Here is an 18,513-nt window from a genome sequence, read left to right on the forward strand (position 1 = left end):
TGCAAGCAACGATAATGGATAGGATACCGTTTTCATTGTCAGAGTGTGGTAGCTATGACTGAGTTGCTTGAACGTGCGATCGCCCAGTTGAAGACTTTGCCTACTGATGAGCAAGATGCGATCGCGGCTCGTCTCCTTGCTGAAATGGAAGATGAGCGGACATGGAAGACTAAGTTTGAATCTACGACTGACGATCAGTGGGATCGGATAGCTGAGATGGTGCGTCAAGAAATTGCTGTCGGCGATATCGCTCCTTTAGCTGACGTTTTCCCCTCTAAGTCTGAGCCATGAAATCAAGTGTCACGAAAGCATTTCGCAAGAAACTTGATGAGCTTCCTGCATCAGTTCAAGAGCAAGCTGGCAAAGCTTATGCTCTTTGGCGTTCAGACCCCTACCACAATAGTCTTCAGTTCAAACGGGTTAGCCAGCGCCAGCCAATTTATTCGGCTCGTGTTAGTTTGGACTACCGAGTTCTTGGCTTGTTGGAGGACGATCGCACAAACCCCCTATCAATAACCGGACGTTGGTGTAAAATCTCCTCAGCCGCCAGAAAGGCTATATGCGCGATCGACTTTCACGACAAAACTGCGGCAATCCAGAACTAGAAAGCGTACTATAAGTATTATGTTGAGTGATTTTTCCAACAAATGACAAAACCTCCCTTAAATGAAGTATTGATTGGTGACTGTCGTGAAGTGATGAAGTCACTGCCAGAAAATTACGTTTCTGCCTGTATCACCGATCCACCTTATAACTATGAATTTATTGGTCACAAATGGGATAACTCAGAAATTCAAAGGCGTATGGAAAGAATCAATAGTAAGGAAAATAAAACGCTTGTCAAGAACATTCCCTATGGCAGCGGTTTAGCTGGTGGAGTCAGAAACGAAAGATGGTATGAAAGGAATCGTAACAACATTCTGGATTATGAGAAGTGGTGCTTCGAGTGGGGTGAGGAGCTTTTTCGGATCTGCAAACCTGGTGCGACAGTTTTAGTTTTTAACAGCACGCGAACTGTTGCTCACGTACAAGTGGCACTTGAAAGTGCTGGGTTCTATGCGAGAGATATTGTTGTTTATAAAAGACCAAGTGGCATCCCTAAAGGTGTCAACATTAAGCAACAGTTGGAGAAGAAAGGATATGAAAATTCAGAGAAATGGGATGGTTGGCACAGTTGTCTGAGAAATGAATGGGAAGCAATTTGTGTGCTTCAAAAACCACTTGTCAATAATTATCTAGAAACTTTATTAGAGTACGGTACTGGTCTTTTTTACACTAAAGATAATTTCGGTGGTTTTCAATCAAATATTCTAGAGGGTATACAACGCGATAAAACCGAAGATTTTAATGTTCATTGCACAGTGAAACCAATTGCCCTAATGAGAAAGTTGGTAGAAATATTTGTGCCACGTTTGGACGACTCTATTCTCATCGATCCTTTTGCGGGGTCAGGAACTACATTGCTGGCGGCAAAGGAACTTGGCATTAGTTATGTTGGAGTTGAAATAGTACCTGACTACATAGAAATCATTAACAAACGCCTTGATAATTTCAGCGGTTTACAGGGAATTCTCCCACTCTTTCAGTGAGAAATGATTTTAAATCAAAGCCGCTTATGCTTTGTATGAATTCAAATGAAGCGTCACCAGTATAAACTTTCCAAGTCCCTACTAGACAGGCCGTAATAGCTGCGGCTAAATTATCTTCTCTGAGAATCAAGATAATTGGTTCATAGTTATGAGTACGAAGTAGTGGGCCGTAAGATTTAAATTTTTTAAGTGTTCCAGAATCTCCTGATCCAATACGGTATTTTGTATCTATCGCGTATCCATCAACAATCAGGTCACATGGTTCATCGCTACCCACTCTAAATGCTGGCTGAAAGCCACTGCAATATGCTTTACATATTTCAATAACTAACAATTGCCAACACATACCTAGCTCACGTCCCCAATACTGCTTATTTTCTTTTTTGATTATGGGAGAAATGCCAAACACATCCATTAAAAGATCGTGATCTTCATTTTCTTCTGCATAAACCTTGGCAACAAATGACTTTTGATATCTTGCTAAAATTTGTTCGAGTTTTCTTTCAGTCATCATCTGTTACCAGTTCAGCTAGGCTCACAGATAGTGCATTAGCTATTTTCTTGGCATTAAGGAGGGTTATGTTTCTTTCTCCTCGTTCAACCGAGCCAATATAAGTACGGTGTAATTCAGATAGTTCTGCAAGCTGATCTTGCGAAAGATTTCTGAGATTTCTGAAATGTCTAACTCTCTTACCAAATTGCTCTGTAATATCCATAGAACGGTCAAGATTGAGCAACGATCATCATAAACCGACAGACTATAAGTAGCGACAGACTATAAGTAGCATTAGATATAGCGAGTCTGATATCTTTGTGGCGTGGCGGTATAGTCGCATCACAAATCGATGGGCTAGCCCAAAGCTCATCTGCTGGGGGTTCTCGCGCCTCTAAGGCCGATCGCACAAACCCCATATCAACAACCGGATGTTGGTCTAAAATCTCCTCAGCCGCCAGAAAGGCCATATGTGCGATCGACAAAAGGAAAAACTGCGCTAATCCAGAAGTATAAAAGATACTATACCGCAAATCGCCGAGACTGGAAAATTTTGATCATTTTCTTGAGTAAAACTTGACCTTGAGAAGCTTGTTGAAAAGCTGTAAAAATTTGCACAAGCTATCTCGCACGCAGTATAAAACTCCATATCCATTGAGGTTGTGGCTGTCTAACAATCTGGTTGTACACCGACCGTATTGAGTTGGTCGGTTGAGTTCGAGAGGTTGTCTGCGGCAGGTGAACGGGGTCGTTCTGCCGCTTGCCTTTCCGGTGGTGGCAGTGGTTTAGAGATGATCTGTTTGATATTCAGGGTTAAGATGACAAAGACCTTTTTCTCTGAAACAGATTTCCTTTCGTTTGAACACAATACAGACCATCACAATTTATAAAGCAACCCAAAAGGGAAAAGGAGAGGATCGCACCCTAAATTCCCTCTCACTACTCAGGGAAATCGGTAATCACCCATTGGGGTGGCTGCATACGTTTCTTTCTCACAGCTTCATCAGCCATCTCCAGCATTTTATCCAACGAAGTCTCTTGGATGAAACTTGACGCCGTTGATACATATTCCCGATGGGGACATTTATCACCCAAAACGCAGCCATTGACGCAGGCTTCAGCGCAGTTCACAGTAACTTCCACAGCAATCTCCTTTCTCTCATTCTCTGTTACGATCGGCAGACGAATTGTTCAGCTTCATTCGCAAAAAAGCTGTCGCCTACCTAAATTTTACCGTTACAAATGAGTTTAGATCCCGCTTATTTGGACAAATACAGTCCTTTTCCGGGGGCCATCTAAATCAAAAAATAACACAGATTGCCATGTTCCTAATGCTAATTGTCCATCTACAACAGGAATTACTTCGCTGGTGCTTAGCATCATCGCCATGAGGTGAGAGTGAGCGTTCATAGGCTCATCATCGGGGATATTTTTTCTTAAATGCAGGTCGTTGTGTAAGTATTTATCTGATTCTGGCGCTAATTTTCCTAGATGTACTTTCACATCTTCTAGCAATCTTTCTTCGTTTTCGTTGATTGCTAATGCTGTGGTCGTGTGTCGGGAGAATACCAAAACTTGACCATTTTTGATGGAATTGACCTGAAGCAGTTTCTCGATTTCAGGGGTAATGTTATAGATGCCAATTCCCTTTTCTGTTTCTAGATAAATTATCTCGTTTATAATTTTCATTTTGTCAATTACCGCGAAAAGCACCGATTAATACAGATAGACATTATATCACTGATGGTCTGCATCAAGAAAAATATTTTAACCACAGATGAACACAGTTAAACATAGATTAATCTAATCTTATCTGCGTTAATATGCGTGCATCTGTGGTTTTTTAAATCAAGGAATATGCCTAACGCACGCCAAGCGATCGCAACCGATTAATAGCAGCAGCTAACTCGAATTGGCGGAAGATTGCTAAATCGCATTGAGGGAAAGGTGTCAAAATATCCAATCCTTGGGATTCGATATCCGCCATGACAAGAGTCAGAATTTCTGCTAATGTGCGTTTGCTATCTATGTATCGCCGCACTGCATAAACCATTGCAGCTGCGATCGCTCTCGATTGCGCGGTATCGATAATTTGTTCGACAGCTGATAAGTCGATATCTTCTGTACCAAAAACCATCTCATCTACATCCCGAATTTTCAACCGCACTTGTTTCTGACGATAGCTGGGGTCAATGCTTTCTGGTAGCGGTATTCGTGCAGTAATTTGCCCGAATTCTTGGCCACCTTCTGGAGTGCGTAGGTAGGTGTATTGTTGTGCGATCGCTTTTGCTTTTGCTGTCACATCTTCAGGTTGGAAATTCTGCATCGCGATTACTGTATCCGCAACTTCAAAGTAATCGCCACTACCACCCATCACCAAAATTGTAGATACGCCGTAATCTGTATATAACTGTCGCACTTTATCAATAAATGGCGTAATCGGTTCCTTATCTTTGGCAATAAGTGCTTGCATTCTTTTGTCGCGGATCATAAAATTGGTAGCAGCAGTATCTTCATCCACCAACAGGACTTTGGCACCAGTTTCCAACGCTTCCATAATGTTGGCCGCTTGTGATGTGCTACCGCTAGCATTAGTTGTCGAGAAGTTGGTTGTAGATTTGCCTTGGGGAAGATGGTTAATAAAAGGAGAAATATCTACACCAACAATACTCCTTCCATCTTCGGCTCGAATTTTCACCGCTGCTGGATGCGTTACCGCAAACTCTCGTCCATCGTTAGGAATATGGTTGTAAACTCCTAATTCAATTGCTCTCAGCAATGTGGATTTACCGTGATATCCACCGCCGACAATCAAAGTTATTCCTGCTGGTACACCCATACCAACAATTAAACCTTGATTGGGACAATTGAATTCAACTTGCAACGATTTTGGGGATTGAAATGCTACGGCTTGACTTTGCAAAGGTTGGTCATCGACGCCGCTGCGTCGTGGTAAAATTGCACCATTGGGAATGAAAGCAACTAAACCCCGTTCTGCTAATTGCTGCCTCAACCAATCTGCATCCTCAACTGTTTCTACATGACGTTGAATTTTTTGAGGATCTAGGTGAGAATATTTAAGGGTTCGGTCAACAAGCTGAGGTATTTGTTCGCAGAGCATTTCGGCAGCTTGTAGCCCCAAGATGCGTCGCCCACCTGCGGGTAAACCGACAACAAACCGCACTTCAACTAATTCATCGTCGATTAAAACAGAACTGCGTTCTAAAACTTCTTGTCCTGTACGGACAATTCCAATTAAACCGCTGTTTCCGGTGCCGCGTCTCTTGCTGATACTATGGGCATAGTTATCAAACTGACGAGTTAGGTAATCGCGCAGTGCGATCGCACTGCTTTTGGTTTGATATAGTTGATGGGGAAAACCAGCGATTTCCCCCGAAACCTTTACCCGCACGTGACTGGGGGAGGCGAATGGATCTCCCTGAGTGCGATCGATCGATAAAGTGAAGTCGGGAAATTCGTAGCTTCCTTCAGTATCTCGGTAAGCTTTATAACCACGACCATCTAATTGTAGTAGCTGCTGACGCAATTTTTCTTGATTAGCCATAAATAAAGCGATCGCTCTCTATATTAAGGAGGAGGCAGCGCCTCCCTTCCCGCGTGACCAGGTTGAACTTGGTCACGAGAAGATCGAGAATAACGAGGCTCTGCCTCTTGTTGAGAAAGGTGCAATATCTCAGTTTTAAGATTCACGCTATGCTAATTGCAGTATGCGTATGCGCCTATCCATAGCGTACCGTAGCCATATTATGTTGAATATGTCATACTACAAGAATACTTATGTTTGTATTACGCAGGAGCGGCGTGCGGGGTCAACTAGCGCCTGAAGGGAAGATAAGATGAGCAAAAATCCGCAGCAACCAGAAGCATCTGCCGCCGTTTTAGGCGGACAAAATGCTCCCCATGCAGCATTAATACAACAGCTGGATCTAATGATTCGAGCGCGTTACCCGCTGCTGTACATTGTCGCCGCCGAAGAAGAACCAGTTGAAGAAGTGCTGCACCAAGTAGCCGCACAGCAAAATCAGCGTAAACTTTTGTTTTGGGATATCGTGCGCGGTTGGGATGACAATGGTGCCGATAAAGGCTCTGTCATAGCGGCGTTAGCTAGAATTGGCAAAGCAACCGGACAAGAAGCGACTATTTTTGTGCTGCGGGATTTGCACCCGGTTTTGAGAAATCCCTACACAGATAAAAACGCGCCAGTAGTCAGGGAGTTGCGAAATTTGACGCGCACCTTAAAGCGCAATCGCCAAACTTTAATTCTGACTTCTCACACGCTGGAATTGCCATCTGAGTTGAGGGAAGAAACAACGGTGATTGACTTCCCTTTACCAGACGTGAAAGAAATTAATTATCTGATTAGCCAGCTAGTGGTGCCAGAAAAGCTGAAGGTGAGCGGGTTAGCTAAAGAACAACTAATTAAAGCTTGTCAGGGGTTGAGTAGAGCCAGAATTGGGCGGGTATTAGCTAAAGCTTTAGCCGCCAAACAACAAGTAGATGATACGGATATCGTCGGAGTACTGGAGGAGAAAAAGCAAGCAATTCGCCAAACCGAAATATTAGAGTTTTTCACAACAAGAGAATCGCTTAAAAATGTCGGCGGATTGGAAAATCTCAAGCAGTGGGTGCGGATGCGGCAAGATGCTTTTACTGAAGAAGCAAGACGTTACGGCATTCCCAATCCCAAAGGCGTTTTACTTGTTGGGATTCAAGGTACTGGTAAATCGCTTTCAGCTAAAACGATCGCAAACGAGTGGCGACTGCCTTTGTTGCGTTTAGATACTGGGCGATTGTTTGGTGGAATTGTGGGGGAAAGTGAAAGTCGCGTGCGACAGTTGATTCAAATATCTGAAGCTATTGCACCCTGCGTTTTGTGGATTGATGAAATTGATAAGGCGTTCGGCAATATCTCTGCTGGCGTCGATGGAGATTCGGGTACTTCGCGACGGGTATTCGGTAGTTTGATTACTTGGATGCAGGAGAAAACAACTCCAGTGTTTATTGTGGCGACGGCGAATAATGTGCGAATTTTGCCTGCTGAGTTGTTGCGAAAGGGGAGATTTGATGAAATTTTCTTTTTGAATTTGCCTACGGAAGTTGAGCGAATGGATATTTTTAAAGTGCATTTGCAGCGGTTGCGCCCCAGTCGGATGCGGGAGTTCGATCTGTCGTTGTTGGCTAGAAGTGCGAAGAATTTCAGCGGCGCAGAAATTGAGCAAGTAATTGTGGATGCTATGTACCGGGCGTTTGGAAGAGAAAGGCAAGATTTCACTACTATAGATATTTTGCGATCGATCGAGGAGACAGTGCCACTGGCTGCGATCGCACGTCACCAAATTGAGGAATTGAAGCGCTGGGCGGCAGAAGCGGGTGCCAGAACGGCTTCTAACGATACTCGTTTAATGGAGGAATTGAAGCAATTTACCATCCAAAAAGGTATCGGGCCACTGGAAGTAGATTGAACCCCACCCCCGTCCCCTCCCCGTCTACAGGGAGGGGTGGAAATCAGAGAAAAACTATTTTCCCAAAAATTACTACTAAGGAGGGTTAAAGTCATGTCACATTTCACTTCCATCAAAACAGAGATCAGAGATGTCAACGCGCTGGTGAAGGCGTTAGAAGATGTGGGTTTCAAAGATCGGGTTGAAGTTCACGAAGAAGCCCATAAACTTTACGGTTTTCAGGGCGATTTACGAGAGGAAACGGCAGAAGTGGTTATCCGCCGCCAATACCTGGGTTCTGCAAGCAACGATATCGGCTTCAAGAAGCAGGAGGATGACAGCTATGAAGCGGTGATTTCTTCATACGATCGGGCCTACAAGTATTCCCAGCAATGGCTGAACCAATTAACTCAGCGCTACGGTTATCATATACTGATGGCGACAGTACCAGAGCAAGGGTTTACCATTGAAGAAGAAGAAACTTTAGAAGATGGTACGATTCGCGTACTGGTAGCACGCTGGGTGTAAGGACTTGCCGATTGCAGATGAAAAAATGTCGCATTAAATCTGCGCTCAGATATCTCAAATTTGAAATTAAATGGAGAATATTTCATGTCTCATTTCACCACAATCAAAGTCCAAATCAAAAACGCCGAAATTCTGCATGAGTGTTTGGAGGAATTGGGGTATCAGGTCGCTCGCAATGCGTTTGTACGGGGATATAACGGCGATAAAACTGAGGCTGAATATGTAATTCGGCAGCAAAATGGTTACGATCTGGGTTTTCGCCGCGATGGTGAAAATTATGAATTGGTGGCAGATTTTTGGGGAGCGAGGATTAATCAGCAACAGTTTATCAATTCAATTACCAAAAAGTACGCTCACAAAAGTTTAATGGCGACAGTACAAGCCGAAGGTTTTAATGTAGAGGAGGAAGAAACTCTGTCAGATGGAACGGTGCGAGTAGTTGTGGCTAGGTGGGTGTAGCGATAGGCTTTCCAACGAATTATGCTAGTCCTTAGCATTTAGTTGGGAAGCCTACGTTCAAGAATGTTTAAAAATGGCTCTATCATATAAAGCAACAATGTTTCTCATTGATGCGCCCCACAGAGCTAGTTCCCGCTGTACGGGAATTAATTGCCAAACATCAAGCCTAACTCTTATGCTGCCAAGATTTGCTCAACAGTTAACGTTAATTCTGGGAAAGTCGGCGACACAATTGTTTGATTTCCTGTAAACTCTGTTCGCTCGTAAAATCCTTCAACTAGCAACAATATAGAAATTTTCGACTTAATTGGATCGACAATCCAATATTCAGGAATTCCTCGCACCGCATATTCAGAGCGTTTGTAGCGGTAATCATCTTGGGGATTTCCTTCACTCACAATTTCCACTGCTAGTATAGGAGAAGATTCTAAGACAGCAGACGACATCGTTCTGATTGATTCTCGTTGAATTTCTGACAGAATTACTAAATCTGGAATTCTGGATTTTCTTTCAGCAGTGCGAACGCCTACGCTATTGGGTATGGCGAGCCAATTTAAACCTAACCGTTGGATTTCTGCCTTAAAAATATCGTACAGAAATACCATAATCAGAGCGTGTATTCCGCTGGCTGGGGGCATGGGTATTAACTCTCCATTAAACAGTTCATACTTGAGGTCAGTGTCGTCGTGATAGGCAAGATATTCTTCAAAGCTGTATGTTTTTTTCTGGGTTACAATCATTGTTACCGTCTCCTTGTTTCACTTAGAAAATGCCTGAACTCGATCGATCCTACGGTTTTTTACAGCTTCGGTTAAAACTTCTATATCTTTAATCCGCTTGAAGTAAAGTGCTGCATAATTCCGTTGGATTGATGTCCGGTCAAACAGATAGTGCTTAATCCTGTTTTGCCCGGAAGAGTTTCTAACGAGACTAAGAGCGTAGTCAACCAGTTTTATAGTAGCAACATCTTGGTCTTGTTGTAAAGATTTAGGATCGATCGCATTATTACTGGAATTGAGCGAGCGCTTTTTCATACTCCTCGCACTCCCCAAACTCTAATTGTTCGATCCCAACTGCTGCTAACAATTTTGTCTCCATCGGGATTGATTGCAACTGTAGCAACGCCATCATTATGTCCTTTAAAAATGTGCATTTGCGTTCCCGTTCGCAAATGCCACAATCTAATTGTTTCATCGCGGCTGCAACTAAGAAAAGTGTATCCATTTCGACTGATAGCAACAGCGTTCACCTCGTCCCAATGTCCGGTGATAGTGTTTAGCAATTCTCCCGTTTGCAAGTTCCACAGCTTAATTGTTTTATCCTGTCCGCCACTAACGAGAATTTTTCCATCGGGACTAATTGCTACAGATTTAACCGACTCTGAATGTCCGGTGAGGGTATGCAATAATTCACCTGTGGATAAATTCCACAATTTGATAGTTGAGTCAGCACTAGCGCTGGCTAAAATCTTTCCATCTGGGCTAATAGCAATAGATTTGACTCCTTTTGTATGTCCAGATAAAGTGGAAAGTATTTTTTTAGTTGCTAAATTCCACAATTTGATGGTACAATCTTCGCTAGCAGTGATCAGAGTTTTGCCATCAGGTGCGATCGCAACACAATTAACTGCCTCGAAATGGGGAACTAGAGTGTATAGCAATCCATTGTCCAAAGTTTTACTTTGTGGCACACTTGGGCCATAATTGCCCGCATTTTGTAAGTTCCAAACTTTGACGGTGTTATCCCAACTGCTACTAACAAAAGTTTGTCCAGAAGGACTGATAGCAAGGGATTTTACTCCTTCTGTATGTCCTTTGAGGGTGCGGATGATTTTGCCAGTGTAGAGCGATCGGGCCGTAATAATTTTGTCACTCCCACCACTGATGAGCGTTTGTCCGTTGGGAGATATTGTCAGAGCATAAGTAGTGGAGTTGGCTGTAGGATATCTGTGCAAACACCCAAACAGTTGATAGGGGTTGTGTTCTTGTAAAACTTGTTGTAAAATATAGTCTTCGCAATCTTGTAGTAGCAAGTACGCAGTTTGCCGAACTTGCCACGATTCATCCCTCAAGGCGGAAAACACCAGTTCTAAACCAGCTTCCCCATATTTGGTTGTCTCATGGAGGGCGGTGACTCGTTGGGCTGCGATCGCACTGTTTAAGCGCCGCTTCACGCCTGCTATTCCTCCCAAAACGGCTGCACCGACAGGAGTAGGGGTTTGACTGCCTAAGACGACATCATAGGCTCTGGGCTGGTTGTGTGCCATTGTACTTTTGGTGTTGTAGTACCTTTTGTATTATGGCGTGGGGAAGGAGGAATGGGTATGGGAGGGGAGTGCGATCGCTACCTAGTAAAAGTAAAAAAAAGATTAAACTTCCTTCTTTTCTATCTCAAAGTAGTAAAAGTAGTAGTAAACTTCCTTATGCTGCATCCTCAAAGTAGGAAAAGTAGGAATAGGTTTAATTACTCTTCGTATCTATGGCAATTTTAAGTGATTTGTGACACCATAATGAAAGCTAAAAGAAGGAGAAACCTTTACATGAACGAAAAGATATATGACGTTGTAATTTGCGGCGGAGGTTTAGCAGGCTCGACTCTGGCACGACAACTAAAGCTAACTATGCCTGAGCTTTCGGTTGTAGTGCTAGACAAAGATGCTTATCCCCTACCAGAAGCAGCGTTTAAAGTTGGAGAATCATCAGTTTACGATGGCGCTTACTACTTCGGTCAAATTCTCCAATTAGAAGAGTACTTCGAGAAAGAGCATTTACCTAAACTCGGACTTCGATATTTCTACGGAAACACAAAAGGCGAACTTCACAAGCGACCCGAATTTGGTATTTCCGATTTTCCTCCCAAGCCCGGAAGTTATCAAATAGATCGCGGTAAACTTGAGAACGATCTGCGTCTCTTCAACAAAGAGATGGGCATAGAGGTGCTAGAAAATTGTTTAGTTAAAGACATTGATATTTCCGAAAATCGCGAACAACCGCACCAAATTGTTTACATCCAGCAAGATAGCAAAGAATATAAAACGATTAGCGCTCGCTGGGTAGTTGACGCAATGGGGCGTCGCCGTTATATCCAAAAGAAACTCGGTTTAGCAAAACCCAACGATCCCAAATTTAATGCGGCGTGGTTCCGAGTAAAAGGTCGTGTTGATATCAGCGATTTTGTGCCAAGGACAGAAAAAGAATGGCACGATCGCGTTCCCAATAATAACCGCTATTACTCCACAAATCATTTGTGCGGTCGTGGATACTGGGTCTGGCTAATTCCCCTAGCTACAAACCATACCAGCCTTGGGATTGTGGCAAGTGAGGAATTTCAGCCTTTTAGTGAATTTCATACACAAGAACTAGCATTCGAGTGGTTAGAAAGGAACGAACCTGTAGTGGCAGAAAACCTCAAAGGAAGAGAGGTTATAGACTTTAAGAAAATGCCAAGATACAGCTACTCCAGTACGAAAGTATTCTCGATAAATCGCTGGGGTTGTGTAGGGGAAGCGGCGGTTTTTGCCGATCCATTATATTCTCCTGGTTCCGATTTAATTTCCTACGCAAATACCTTACAAACTCACATGATTAGACTTGACCGCGAGGGCAAGCTAACTGAGGAAATGGTAGAAGAGGCTAGTAATTTTTACATCGGCCAAAATGATGGTTTGAGCGAGAGCATTCACAATAACTATTCCTATACAGACCACGGCGTCGTGATGGGAATGAAAAACATCTGGAATATTGCCGTAGGATCGTCTTTCGTTTCGCCCCTGGTATTTAATCCTGAGTTTCTCGATCCAGGAAAAACACCCAAAACTTACGTAGGTGTCGATCATCCAGCAATACAGCTAGACAAACGTATGGAGGCGTTGCTTCTGGAGTGGCGAGCTAAGTCCTTGCGGCGGCTGGACTTTGGGTTTTTAGATTATTGGAAGGGGCTGCCATTTTTGATGGAAATCCGTCAGCGTAATTTAAAATCTAACACAACTGAGCAAGAGCTGATTGACGATCGGATACCAAACTTAGACGATTGCGAGGCATTGGCTATCTCAATCTTCTTGTTAGCAGTCGAGGATACAATGCCCGAAATGCTATCCAAGTTTCCAAAGTCGATGTGGGTGAATGCTTGGGCTATCGGTTTAGACCCCAAAAAATGGGAGTCAGAAGGACTGTTTGAACCCAAAACACAACCCCGCGATTTCAGTCACATAAGGGAACCGCTCAGGAAATGTGTCCAGGTTAAGGAACCAATGTTAGCTCTAGCTCGTTAGATCCGATCTGAAAAATTAAGAAGTGCGATCGCTTGCAAACAGGCGATCGCTCTTTTTTGGAGTGCGATCGACATTTCCCTTATATCATGTCCGGTGGCATCGGTTGTCTAAAAAAAATAACTCTCTTATCTGTGTTCATCTGTGTTCATCTGTCTTCATCTGTGGTAAAAATTTAACTCTCGATTCCAACAGACAATTTCTCGCATCACGCTTACGCTACCGATGCAACCGGACATGATATTACTTATATTTGTGTCTTCTCTAGTTTTTCACACTTTCTTGCTAAGCTAAAAGATAAGTAAAAAAGAATCGCTTTATTATGCAAATTTACAATCCAATCAACTCGCCTTATAAGTAAATAGGTCAAATTTTATAATCTTGCAAAAATGACTTCAGTTAATTTTCTGAAAGGCTTTGCTTAAGCAAAACAATTTCACTTTAGCAAATTACAAATAAAGTTATTTGGTGTTTTTTATGAAAATAACAGATCGAGAACTGTGGCTTTACGTATTACTTTCAAAACTGCCCCGTCCGAAAAGCTACGAGGGGAAAATTATGTGCGTGGCATTTTTAGGAACCCACGTACCGCTTTTAGCTCTTTTAGTTTATTTTTTAGTCATCAACTCATTTTCGTTGGAGACAACTCTGCGCGTGCTATTAATTGCGCTAGTTGCGACTTTAATTGGCACTGGCGTCACCCTATATGCTTTGCATAAATTGCTAGCACCGATAATTCTCACTTATTTAGCACAAAGAGCTTATATCAATCAAAAAAAGCTACCTAACCTGCCAACTAAATATACTGATGAAGTAGGTATTTTGATGGCAGATACAGTACAAACAATTAAAAAACTAGATGAAGCGATCGATCATTTAACTAACTACGATGCCATCACAAGTCTTCCAAATCGAGTTTTGTTTGGCGATCGTCTCCAGCAAGCTTTGTTACGAAACCAGTCAAGAAATCGCTTGTTAGCTGTGATGGCTTTGAAGTTGAATAACTTTAGAGAGATTAACAATGCTTTGGGAAGCGATGCAGCCGATCGGCTACTCAGAGTAGTTGCGGAACGGCTGAGTGCCAATATATCCACTCTCGATATGCTTTCTCGGATTGGCAGTGATGAATTTGCGATCGCACTTACCGAGCTAACTGCATCAGAGGATGTGGTAGAGTTTTGTCGATCGGTCCTCAATTCACTCGCCTTACCCATCAATTTATATGGCGATCGGGTAAATACTATTGCTAGCATTGGCATTGCTATCTATCCCTTTGATGGGAATACTGTCGATCGGCTTTTGCAAAGTGCCAATACAGCAGTCGATGAAGCTTATCGGCAGATGCCAAACAACTACCAGTTTTACTCGGCTAACATGAATGCACAGTTGCAGGAACGCTTAGCTTTAGAAAGTAAATTGCGTTATGCTTTACAGCGAAACGAACTTCAACTTTACTATCAGCCACGAGTTGACACCAATACGGGCAGAATTGTTAGTGTAGAAGCGCTATTGCGTTGGCAAAACCCCGAACTTGGACTCATCTCTCCAGCCAAATTTATCCCCATTGCAGAGGCTAATGGTTCGATCGTTCCCATTGGGGAATGGGTTCTACGCACCGCTTGCACTCAAAACCGACTCTGGCAGGAATCGGTATCGCAATCGTTGCGTGTAGCAGTTAATTTGTCAGCTCGCCAGTTGGCACAATCGAATCTGGTTGAACGCATCGCCTCGATCCTAAAAGAGACACAACTCAATCCCGCTTATTTAGAACTTGAGGTTACGGAAAGCCTGATGATGGAGAATCTCGAACAGTCAATTAGCGTACTGGAACAATTGCGTGAATTGGGTGTTAAGTTAGCACTGGATGATTTTGGCACTGGTTATTCATCTTTAAACTACTTGAGACGTTTTCCGCTCCATACTCTGAAGATCGATCGGTCTTTTGTGCGCGACGTTGTTTCTAACTCCCATGACGGAGCAGTTACCAACGCAATTATCACTTTGGCAAAAAGTCTAGACTTAAATATCACCGCTGAGGGTGTAGAAACACAAGAACAGTATGAATACGTCAAAGCACAAGGTTGCCATGAAATTCAAGGCTACTATTTTAGTCCGCCTATTCCTACCCTTGCCATGACTGCGCTATTAAAGAAAGGTGAAAGATTTGCTGATTCGGAAGGTTTCAGGAATTTAAGTTTTTCCATCGGGGCTGATGACTAGGCAATGGCTGAATCCCCTTTTAGAGTGTGAAGGCAGGTTATATGCAGCTAGGGATTGTAATCTTGTAATGCCTGTTTCACTCTCGGTTCTTCCCTTACCCTAAGTAGCGAATAAGCAGCCCACTTTAGTTGCCCTAATTCATCTTTCCAAACCTGAATCACCAAGTCCAAGCCTGCTTCACCGTAATTGAGCGCCTCTTTTAGCGCTGCTACCCCTTGCTCTACATCTGCACTTGCCAAACGCCACTTAACGCCTTCCAAGCCTCCCAATACTACGGCGTTCGCAGGAGGTGGATTTTGACCGCCAAGCACGGCATCATATTCTCTTGGTTGATGAAGATTATTATTGATAATCTCGTTTTGATTAGCGGATTCTTGACGCAATTTAGCTTTAGCAATTGCTGATTTTATGGCAGCAAATAGATGGTTCTTATCAAAGGGTTTTAGCAGAAATTCAAAATACTCAAACGGTTGGGGAATCTTGTGAGTAACTTCGTCTATACGCCCTGACATTACCACCAAGGGAATTTTCTGGAGTTCATTATCAGCCTGTATATGCTGAAAAACTTCCCAACCGCTCACTTTAGGTAAGATAAAATCCAGGAGAATCAAGGATGGGCGTTCTTTGTGGATTAGATTTAGTCCCTCTTGACCATTTTTGGCTTCGATGATTTCCACGTTATCCGCAGGTAACATACATCGAAGTAGTTTGCGAACGTCTAGGCCGTCATCGATAACCAGAACTTTGTAAGTAGCCATAACTAATTCCTCTGGCGATCTCAATAATATTACCCGTTACGGAACTTCTCCCATCATCAATATTTTAATTACTGAAGTTTGGCGATCGCACCTTTTTCCACCAACACTCGCCCCGTCACCAAATCTTTCACCGTCGCCAACAAAACCCGCCCTCGATTCACTTCAAAAAATACTTCAATTCGATCTATCCCTGTTTGTCCCGGCGGATCGAGATGCGCCACGCAAACTTGTTCGTGATGGCTTTCCAAAGAGCGATATTGCGATTGATGTTGCAACTGGCTACTCGTCATTCTCCCTTGTGCATCAAAAGTTACTTCTGCTTGCGATATGTCTGCCACTTCTCCAATATCCAGACGAATTTCTCGCTGTCCGTCTAATGCTACTTGTAATGTTAATAATTCATCCCGTTGACAGGGATATTTGCTTCCCTTTTCAAACAATGGAAAATAGGAATAAGTTTTCATTTGGGGTTCCCAGAGACGAATGGCATAGCCATGTCGCAGATAATCTTCGACTTCAACTAAATCGGGAAGTGTCAAAGCACCGTGTGCGATCGCTTCAAATGGCCTGCCTAATTTCACCCGCGACTTTCCAAAATATGATATAATTAACTGTTGCACTGCCGGGATTAAACAACTACCTCCTACCAGCGCCACCAGTTCGATATCAGTCTTGCCCACGCCTTTAGTGTAGGCGACTGCCACCACTTCATCTAAAGCTTGCCGCAGTTGTTCTAGTAACTGCTTATTTTCCAGAATCTCCTCTAAATCTTCTCGATTCAAATTCAAATCGTGGGCGATAAAATTTTCATCATCAAACCAACTTTCTTTCGCTTCTGGCGCTGTGGAAAGTTTAATTTTCAGCCGTTCCGCTACTTCTAATAAATTCTGCCAGCCAATCTCTTTTACTTCTTCTCGTGAAGAATTAATTTGCCGCAAGTAATTATCGACAATCCAAACATCGATATCAACACCACCAACATAAGCATCCGACTTGGCTATAACTTCTGCTTTTAATACCTTTTGTCCGCCCTTGGCTGCTACGGTGCGAACTAAGCTTAAATCCAGAGTTCCGCCGCCAAAATCTACTACCAATATCACAGAACCGGGTCTTTTCACAGCATAGCCAAGGGCTGCGGCTGTAGACTCATCCACAATCTGAACTTCAGGGACACCCAGGTTTTGGGCAACGTCGCGAAACCAGTCTAAATAACGCTCAAATGCGCCGACTGGGACGGTAAAAATTACGCGACTGGGCTGCAATTTTTCTTGGGCTAGCTGTTGCCAAATTTCTTGGAGAAACAGTTGCGAAACTGTTTCCGCCGAGTAGCTGTTACTATCAATTTGACGCGGTGGCGGCTGAAAATCTGCTGCCAAATCGCGTTTAAAGGCTTGAAAAAATCGCTCTGGTTGGGAAAAGCCGAGACGTTGCGATCGCACTTGTTCCCCAAACACAAGACTGTTGTCCTTTTGGACGTATACTAGGGTCGGCACCACAAATACTTGACCGCCAGGTGTTTCAAACCCCCGCGAAATGGCATTAAATCTCAACGTCCGTGGCGTCTTCGTAACTGGATCTACAGTACAGACGACGGTGTTGCTTGTTCCAAAATCGATCGCAATAATAGTCATTAGTCAGTTGTCAGTTGTCAGTTGTCAGTGGTCAGTTGTCAGTTGTCAGTTGTCAGTTGTCAGTTGTCAGTTGTCAGTTGTCAGTTGTCATTTGTCATTTGTCATTTGTCATTTGTCATTTGTCATTTGTCATTTGTCATTTGTCATTTGTCATTTGTCATTTGTCAATAAAATTTCTCCCCCACTCCCCCACTCCCCCACTCCCTTTTTGACTTTTGACTTTTGACTTTTGACTTCCCACTCTCCCACTCTTATTGAGATGGAGAAGAAATCGGCAAAGTGCGGCTGACTTTCGCGGGGGAGAGAATGCGCGACCCCTCTCGATAACCGACAAACCGGATATAAACAAATTCCCCTTCTGCAATATCATTGGTATCCGGTTGATGCAGTTGGGGATTATATGGAACTTGTTCCCAAGCCGAACCAATTTGTTCGTATCCCCAACTAGCCAAAAGGTTATCCAAAGGAGTAAACAGCGAAACCAAATTTTTGGCTGGTAAATCTGGTTTCGCTTCCGTCATTTTGCGGACGCTGGGATAGTTGTTTAACAGCGTTTGCAATTGGGAGAAAGTAGCATTCTGGAAATCAGTTTTTAGCTGCTTTGATTGTTGCTGCAATTCTTCTCGCAGTCGCAGACATTCTTGCCGCAACTCTTCTATCTCTCTTGCAGCAGCCGTATTACTTTCTGTGGGGGAATCGACTTTATTAGAGTGCCGCAGGCTCAAAATTAGCCAAACGATCACCAACCACAGAACGCAACCAAACAAAAATAGATTGGGGTTGTTAACCATCATCAATTACTCTACATTTCAGTCTGAGATTGCGTTTCTTCGTTGATGAGGTCTTCATCTTCCTGATAGTATTCTGGAAATAGCTTTTGAGATTCTACTTTACCCAAAGCTTTTTCAATTCCTGAAGTGGTTTCGGTACAGGTGGAGCCAGAGGCGTTGAGTACGGTTTCAGTTATCTTGCCGTCAGTGCCAATGCGATATTCAATCTTGCGATACTCAGCCATGATAGGATTTTTGGATTGAAGTTATTTAACAGTTTAACTCGATTCTATTCATTTTGCCATTCAAGGGAACTAGGTACTGCGGAAGCGGGGA

21 protein-coding genes are annotated in these 18,513 nt (G+C 43.2%); 8 read left to right on the plus strand and 13 right to left on the minus strand.

Annotated elements, in window-relative coordinates:
• The first annotated feature begins 54 nt into the window (after positions 1–54).
• Genes LAY41_RS03030 through LAY41_RS03040 form a run of 3 tightly spaced genes read left to right on the plus strand, consistent with a single transcriptional unit; the run spans position 55 to position 1,589 of the window.
• Positions 55–291 carry a hypothetical protein gene (locus LAY41_RS03030; protein ID WP_249093900.1) on the plus strand — a complete coding sequence of 79 codons (237 nt, stop codon included), beginning with the start codon at positions 55–57 and terminating at the stop codon, positions 289–291.
• Positions 288–605 (plus strand): type II toxin-antitoxin system RelE family toxin, encoded by a 318-nt coding sequence (locus tag LAY41_RS03035; RefSeq protein WP_249093902.1) that lies wholly within the window; start codon positions 288–290, stop codon positions 603–605. The genes LAY41_RS03030 and LAY41_RS03035 overlap by 4 nt, the downstream gene beginning before the upstream one ends.
• Before the next feature lie 42 nt (positions 606–647).
• Entirely contained in the window at positions 648–1,589 is a 942-nt protein-coding gene (locus LAY41_RS03040) for a DNA-methyltransferase (protein WP_249093904.1), read from the plus strand.
• Here LAY41_RS03040 and LAY41_RS03045 read toward each other — a convergent pair.
• From LAY41_RS03045 to LAY41_RS03070, 6 genes are all read right to left on the minus strand, one after another.
• A complete protein-coding gene (locus LAY41_RS03045) occupies positions 1,552–2,103 on the minus strand; it encodes a hypothetical protein (protein WP_249093906.1) in 552 nt (183 codons plus the stop codon). The genes LAY41_RS03040 and LAY41_RS03045 overlap by 38 nt on opposite strands.
• Complete coding sequence (locus tag LAY41_RS03050) at positions 2,093–2,305, minus strand: helix-turn-helix domain-containing protein (RefSeq protein WP_249093908.1); 213 nt, start codon at positions 2,303–2,305, stop codon at positions 2,093–2,095. The genes LAY41_RS03045 and LAY41_RS03050 overlap by 11 nt, the downstream gene beginning before the upstream one ends.
• A gap of 7 nt (positions 2,306–2,312) precedes the next feature.
• A complete protein-coding gene (locus LAY41_RS03055; RefSeq protein ID WP_249093910.1) occupies positions 2,313–2,615 on the minus strand; it encodes a hypothetical protein in 303 nt (100 codons plus the stop codon).
• A 406-nt stretch (positions 2,616–3,021) separates the two neighbouring features.
• Positions 3,022–3,225, minus strand: a complete 204-nt coding sequence (locus LAY41_RS03060) for a hypothetical protein (RefSeq protein WP_249093912.1) — start codon at positions 3,223–3,225, stop codon at positions 3,022–3,024.
• A 105-nt stretch (positions 3,226–3,330) separates the two neighbouring features.
• Complete coding sequence (locus LAY41_RS03065) at positions 3,331–3,771, minus strand: secondary thiamine-phosphate synthase enzyme YjbQ (RefSeq protein ID WP_249093914.1); 441 nt, start codon at positions 3,769–3,771, stop codon at positions 3,331–3,333.
• A gap of 172 nt (positions 3,772–3,943) precedes the next feature.
• Entirely contained in the window at positions 3,944–5,647 is a 1,704-nt protein-coding gene (locus LAY41_RS03070) for an ABC-ATPase domain-containing protein (RefSeq protein WP_249093916.1), read from the minus strand.
• A 292-nt stretch (positions 5,648–5,939) separates the two neighbouring features.
• Between LAY41_RS03070 and LAY41_RS03075 the strand changes: the two genes are divergently transcribed.
• The 3 genes from LAY41_RS03075 to LAY41_RS03085 all read left to right on the plus strand — a co-directional run bounded on the left by LAY41_RS03075 (position 5,940) and on the right by LAY41_RS03085 (position 8,531).
• Positions 5,940–7,565, plus strand: a complete 1,626-nt coding sequence (locus tag LAY41_RS03075) for an AAA family ATPase (RefSeq protein WP_249093919.1) — start codon at positions 5,940–5,942, stop codon at positions 7,563–7,565.
• A 93-nt stretch (positions 7,566–7,658) separates the two neighbouring features.
• A complete protein-coding gene (locus LAY41_RS03080; protein ID WP_249093921.1) occupies positions 7,659–8,072 on the plus strand; it encodes a DUF1257 domain-containing protein in 414 nt (137 codons plus the stop codon).
• 84 nt (positions 8,073–8,156) lie between these two features.
• The gene (locus LAY41_RS03085; RefSeq protein ID WP_249093922.1) at positions 8,157–8,531 is read left to right on the plus strand and encodes a DUF1257 domain-containing protein; all 375 of its coding nucleotides are present in this window, start codon (positions 8,157–8,159) and stop codon (positions 8,529–8,531) included.
• A gap of 173 nt (positions 8,532–8,704) precedes the next feature.
• Here LAY41_RS03085 and LAY41_RS03090 read toward each other — a convergent pair whose 3' ends face one another.
• Genes LAY41_RS03090 through LAY41_RS03100 form a run of 3 tightly spaced genes read right to left on the minus strand, consistent with a single transcriptional unit; the run spans position 8,705 to position 10,797 of the window.
• The gene (locus LAY41_RS03090; RefSeq protein ID WP_249093924.1) at positions 8,705–9,271 is read right to left on the minus strand and encodes a Uma2 family endonuclease; all 567 of its coding nucleotides are present in this window, start codon (positions 9,269–9,271) and stop codon (positions 8,705–8,707) included.
• A gap of 18 nt (positions 9,272–9,289) precedes the next feature.
• Positions 9,290–9,565, minus strand: coding sequence for a hypothetical protein (locus LAY41_RS03095; protein WP_249093926.1), 276 nt, complete (start codon positions 9,563–9,565; stop codon positions 9,290–9,292).
• Entirely contained in the window at positions 9,562–10,797 is a 1,236-nt protein-coding gene (locus LAY41_RS03100; RefSeq protein WP_249093928.1) for a WD40 repeat domain-containing protein, read from the minus strand. Before LAY41_RS03100 ends, LAY41_RS03095 begins: the two co-directional genes overlap by 4 nt.
• Positions 10,798–11,070: 273 nt before the next feature.
• On the opposite strand from LAY41_RS03100, the gene LAY41_RS03105 reads away from it, so the two are divergent.
• Together LAY41_RS03105 and LAY41_RS03110 are read left to right on the plus strand one after the other, a co-directional pair.
• Entirely contained in the window at positions 11,071–12,801 is a 1,731-nt protein-coding gene (locus tag LAY41_RS03105) for an NAD(P)/FAD-dependent oxidoreductase (RefSeq protein WP_249093930.1), read from the plus strand.
• Positions 12,802–13,275: 474 nt separating this feature from the next.
• Positions 13,276–15,018, plus strand: a complete 1,743-nt coding sequence (locus LAY41_RS03110) for a putative bifunctional diguanylate cyclase/phosphodiesterase (protein WP_249093932.1) — start codon at positions 13,276–13,278, stop codon at positions 15,016–15,018.
• 47 nt (positions 15,019–15,065) lie between these two features.
• Here LAY41_RS03110 and LAY41_RS32540 read toward each other — a convergent pair whose 3' ends face one another.
• The 4 genes from LAY41_RS32540 to LAY41_RS03130 form a co-directional block, all read right to left on the minus strand.
• A complete protein-coding gene (locus LAY41_RS32540; protein ID WP_338022919.1) occupies positions 15,066–15,776 on the minus strand; it encodes a response regulator in 711 nt (236 codons plus the stop codon).
• Between the two features lie 68 nt (positions 15,777–15,844).
• Complete coding sequence (locus LAY41_RS03120) at positions 15,845–17,407, minus strand: Hsp70 family protein (RefSeq protein ID WP_249093934.1); 1,563 nt, start codon at positions 17,405–17,407, stop codon at positions 15,845–15,847.
• A gap of 251 nt (positions 17,408–17,658) precedes the next feature.
• Positions 17,659–18,201: a nucleotide exchange factor GrpE gene (locus LAY41_RS03125; protein ID WP_249093936.1), complete on the minus strand. Its 543-nt coding sequence runs from the start codon at positions 18,199–18,201 to the stop codon at positions 17,659–17,661.
• Between the two features lie 8 nt (positions 18,202–18,209).
• Entirely contained in the window at positions 18,210–18,422 is a 213-nt protein-coding gene (locus tag LAY41_RS03130; RefSeq protein WP_249067990.1) for a DUF2997 domain-containing protein, read from the minus strand.
• Between the last annotated feature and the right edge of the window lie 91 nt (positions 18,423–18,513).

The organism is Argonema galeatum A003/A1 (genome assembly GCF_023333595.1).
Classification (GTDB): domain Bacteria; phylum Cyanobacteriota; class Cyanobacteriia; order Cyanobacteriales; family Aerosakkonemataceae; genus Argonema; species Argonema galeatum.

Coding starts and splice junctions, on each gene's coding strand:
- LAY41_RS03090 (WP_249093924.1), bottom strand. CDS start 9,271: ATGATTGTAACCCAGAAAAAAACATACAGCTTTGAAGAATATCTTGCC.
- LAY41_RS32540 (WP_338022919.1), bottom strand. CDS start 15,776: ATGGCTACTTACAAAGTTCTGGTTATCGATGACGGCCTAGACGTTCGC.
- LAY41_RS03050 (WP_249093908.1), bottom strand. CDS start 2,305: ATGGATATTACAGAGCAATTTGGTAAGAGAGTTAGACATTTCAGAAAT.
- LAY41_RS03125 (WP_249093936.1), bottom strand. CDS start 18,201: ATGATGGTTAACAACCCCAATCTATTTTTGTTTGGTTGCGTTCTGTGG.
- LAY41_RS03045 (WP_249093906.1), bottom strand. CDS start 2,103: ATGATGACTGAAAGAAAACTCGAACAAATTTTAGCAAGATATCAAAAG.
- LAY41_RS03040 (WP_249093904.1), top strand. CDS start 648: ATGACAAAACCTCCCTTAAATGAAGTATTGATTGGTGACTGTCGTGAA.
- LAY41_RS03120 (WP_249093934.1), bottom strand. CDS start 17,407: ATGACTATTATTGCGATCGATTTTGGAACAAGCAACACCGTCGTCTGT.
- LAY41_RS03105 (WP_249093930.1), top strand. CDS start 11,071: ATGAACGAAAAGATATATGACGTTGTAATTTGCGGCGGAGGTTTAGCA.
- LAY41_RS03130 (WP_249067990.1), bottom strand. CDS start 18,422: ATGGCTGAGTATCGCAAGATTGAATATCGCATTGGCACTGACGGCAAG.
- LAY41_RS03035 (WP_249093902.1), top strand. CDS start 288: ATGAAATCAAGTGTCACGAAAGCATTTCGCAAGAAACTTGATGAGCTT.
- LAY41_RS03065 (WP_249093914.1), bottom strand. CDS start 3,771: ATGAAAATTATAAACGAGATAATTTATCTAGAAACAGAAAAGGGAATT.
- LAY41_RS03100 (WP_249093928.1), bottom strand. CDS start 10,797: ATGGCACACAACCAGCCCAGAGCCTATGATGTCGTCTTAGGCAGTCAA.
- LAY41_RS03070 (WP_249093916.1), bottom strand. CDS start 5,647: ATGGCTAATCAAGAAAAATTGCGTCAGCAGCTACTACAATTAGATGGT.
- LAY41_RS03080 (WP_249093921.1), top strand. CDS start 7,659: ATGTCACATTTCACTTCCATCAAAACAGAGATCAGAGATGTCAACGCG.
- LAY41_RS03075 (WP_249093919.1), top strand. CDS start 5,940: ATGAGCAAAAATCCGCAGCAACCAGAAGCATCTGCCGCCGTTTTAGGC.
- LAY41_RS03110 (WP_249093932.1), top strand. CDS start 13,276: ATGAAAATAACAGATCGAGAACTGTGGCTTTACGTATTACTTTCAAAA.
- LAY41_RS03085 (WP_249093922.1), top strand. CDS start 8,157: ATGTCTCATTTCACCACAATCAAAGTCCAAATCAAAAACGCCGAAATT.
- LAY41_RS03095 (WP_249093926.1), bottom strand. CDS start 9,565: ATGAAAAAGCGCTCGCTCAATTCCAGTAATAATGCGATCGATCCTAAA.
- LAY41_RS03030 (WP_249093900.1), top strand. CDS start 55: ATGACTGAGTTGCTTGAACGTGCGATCGCCCAGTTGAAGACTTTGCCT.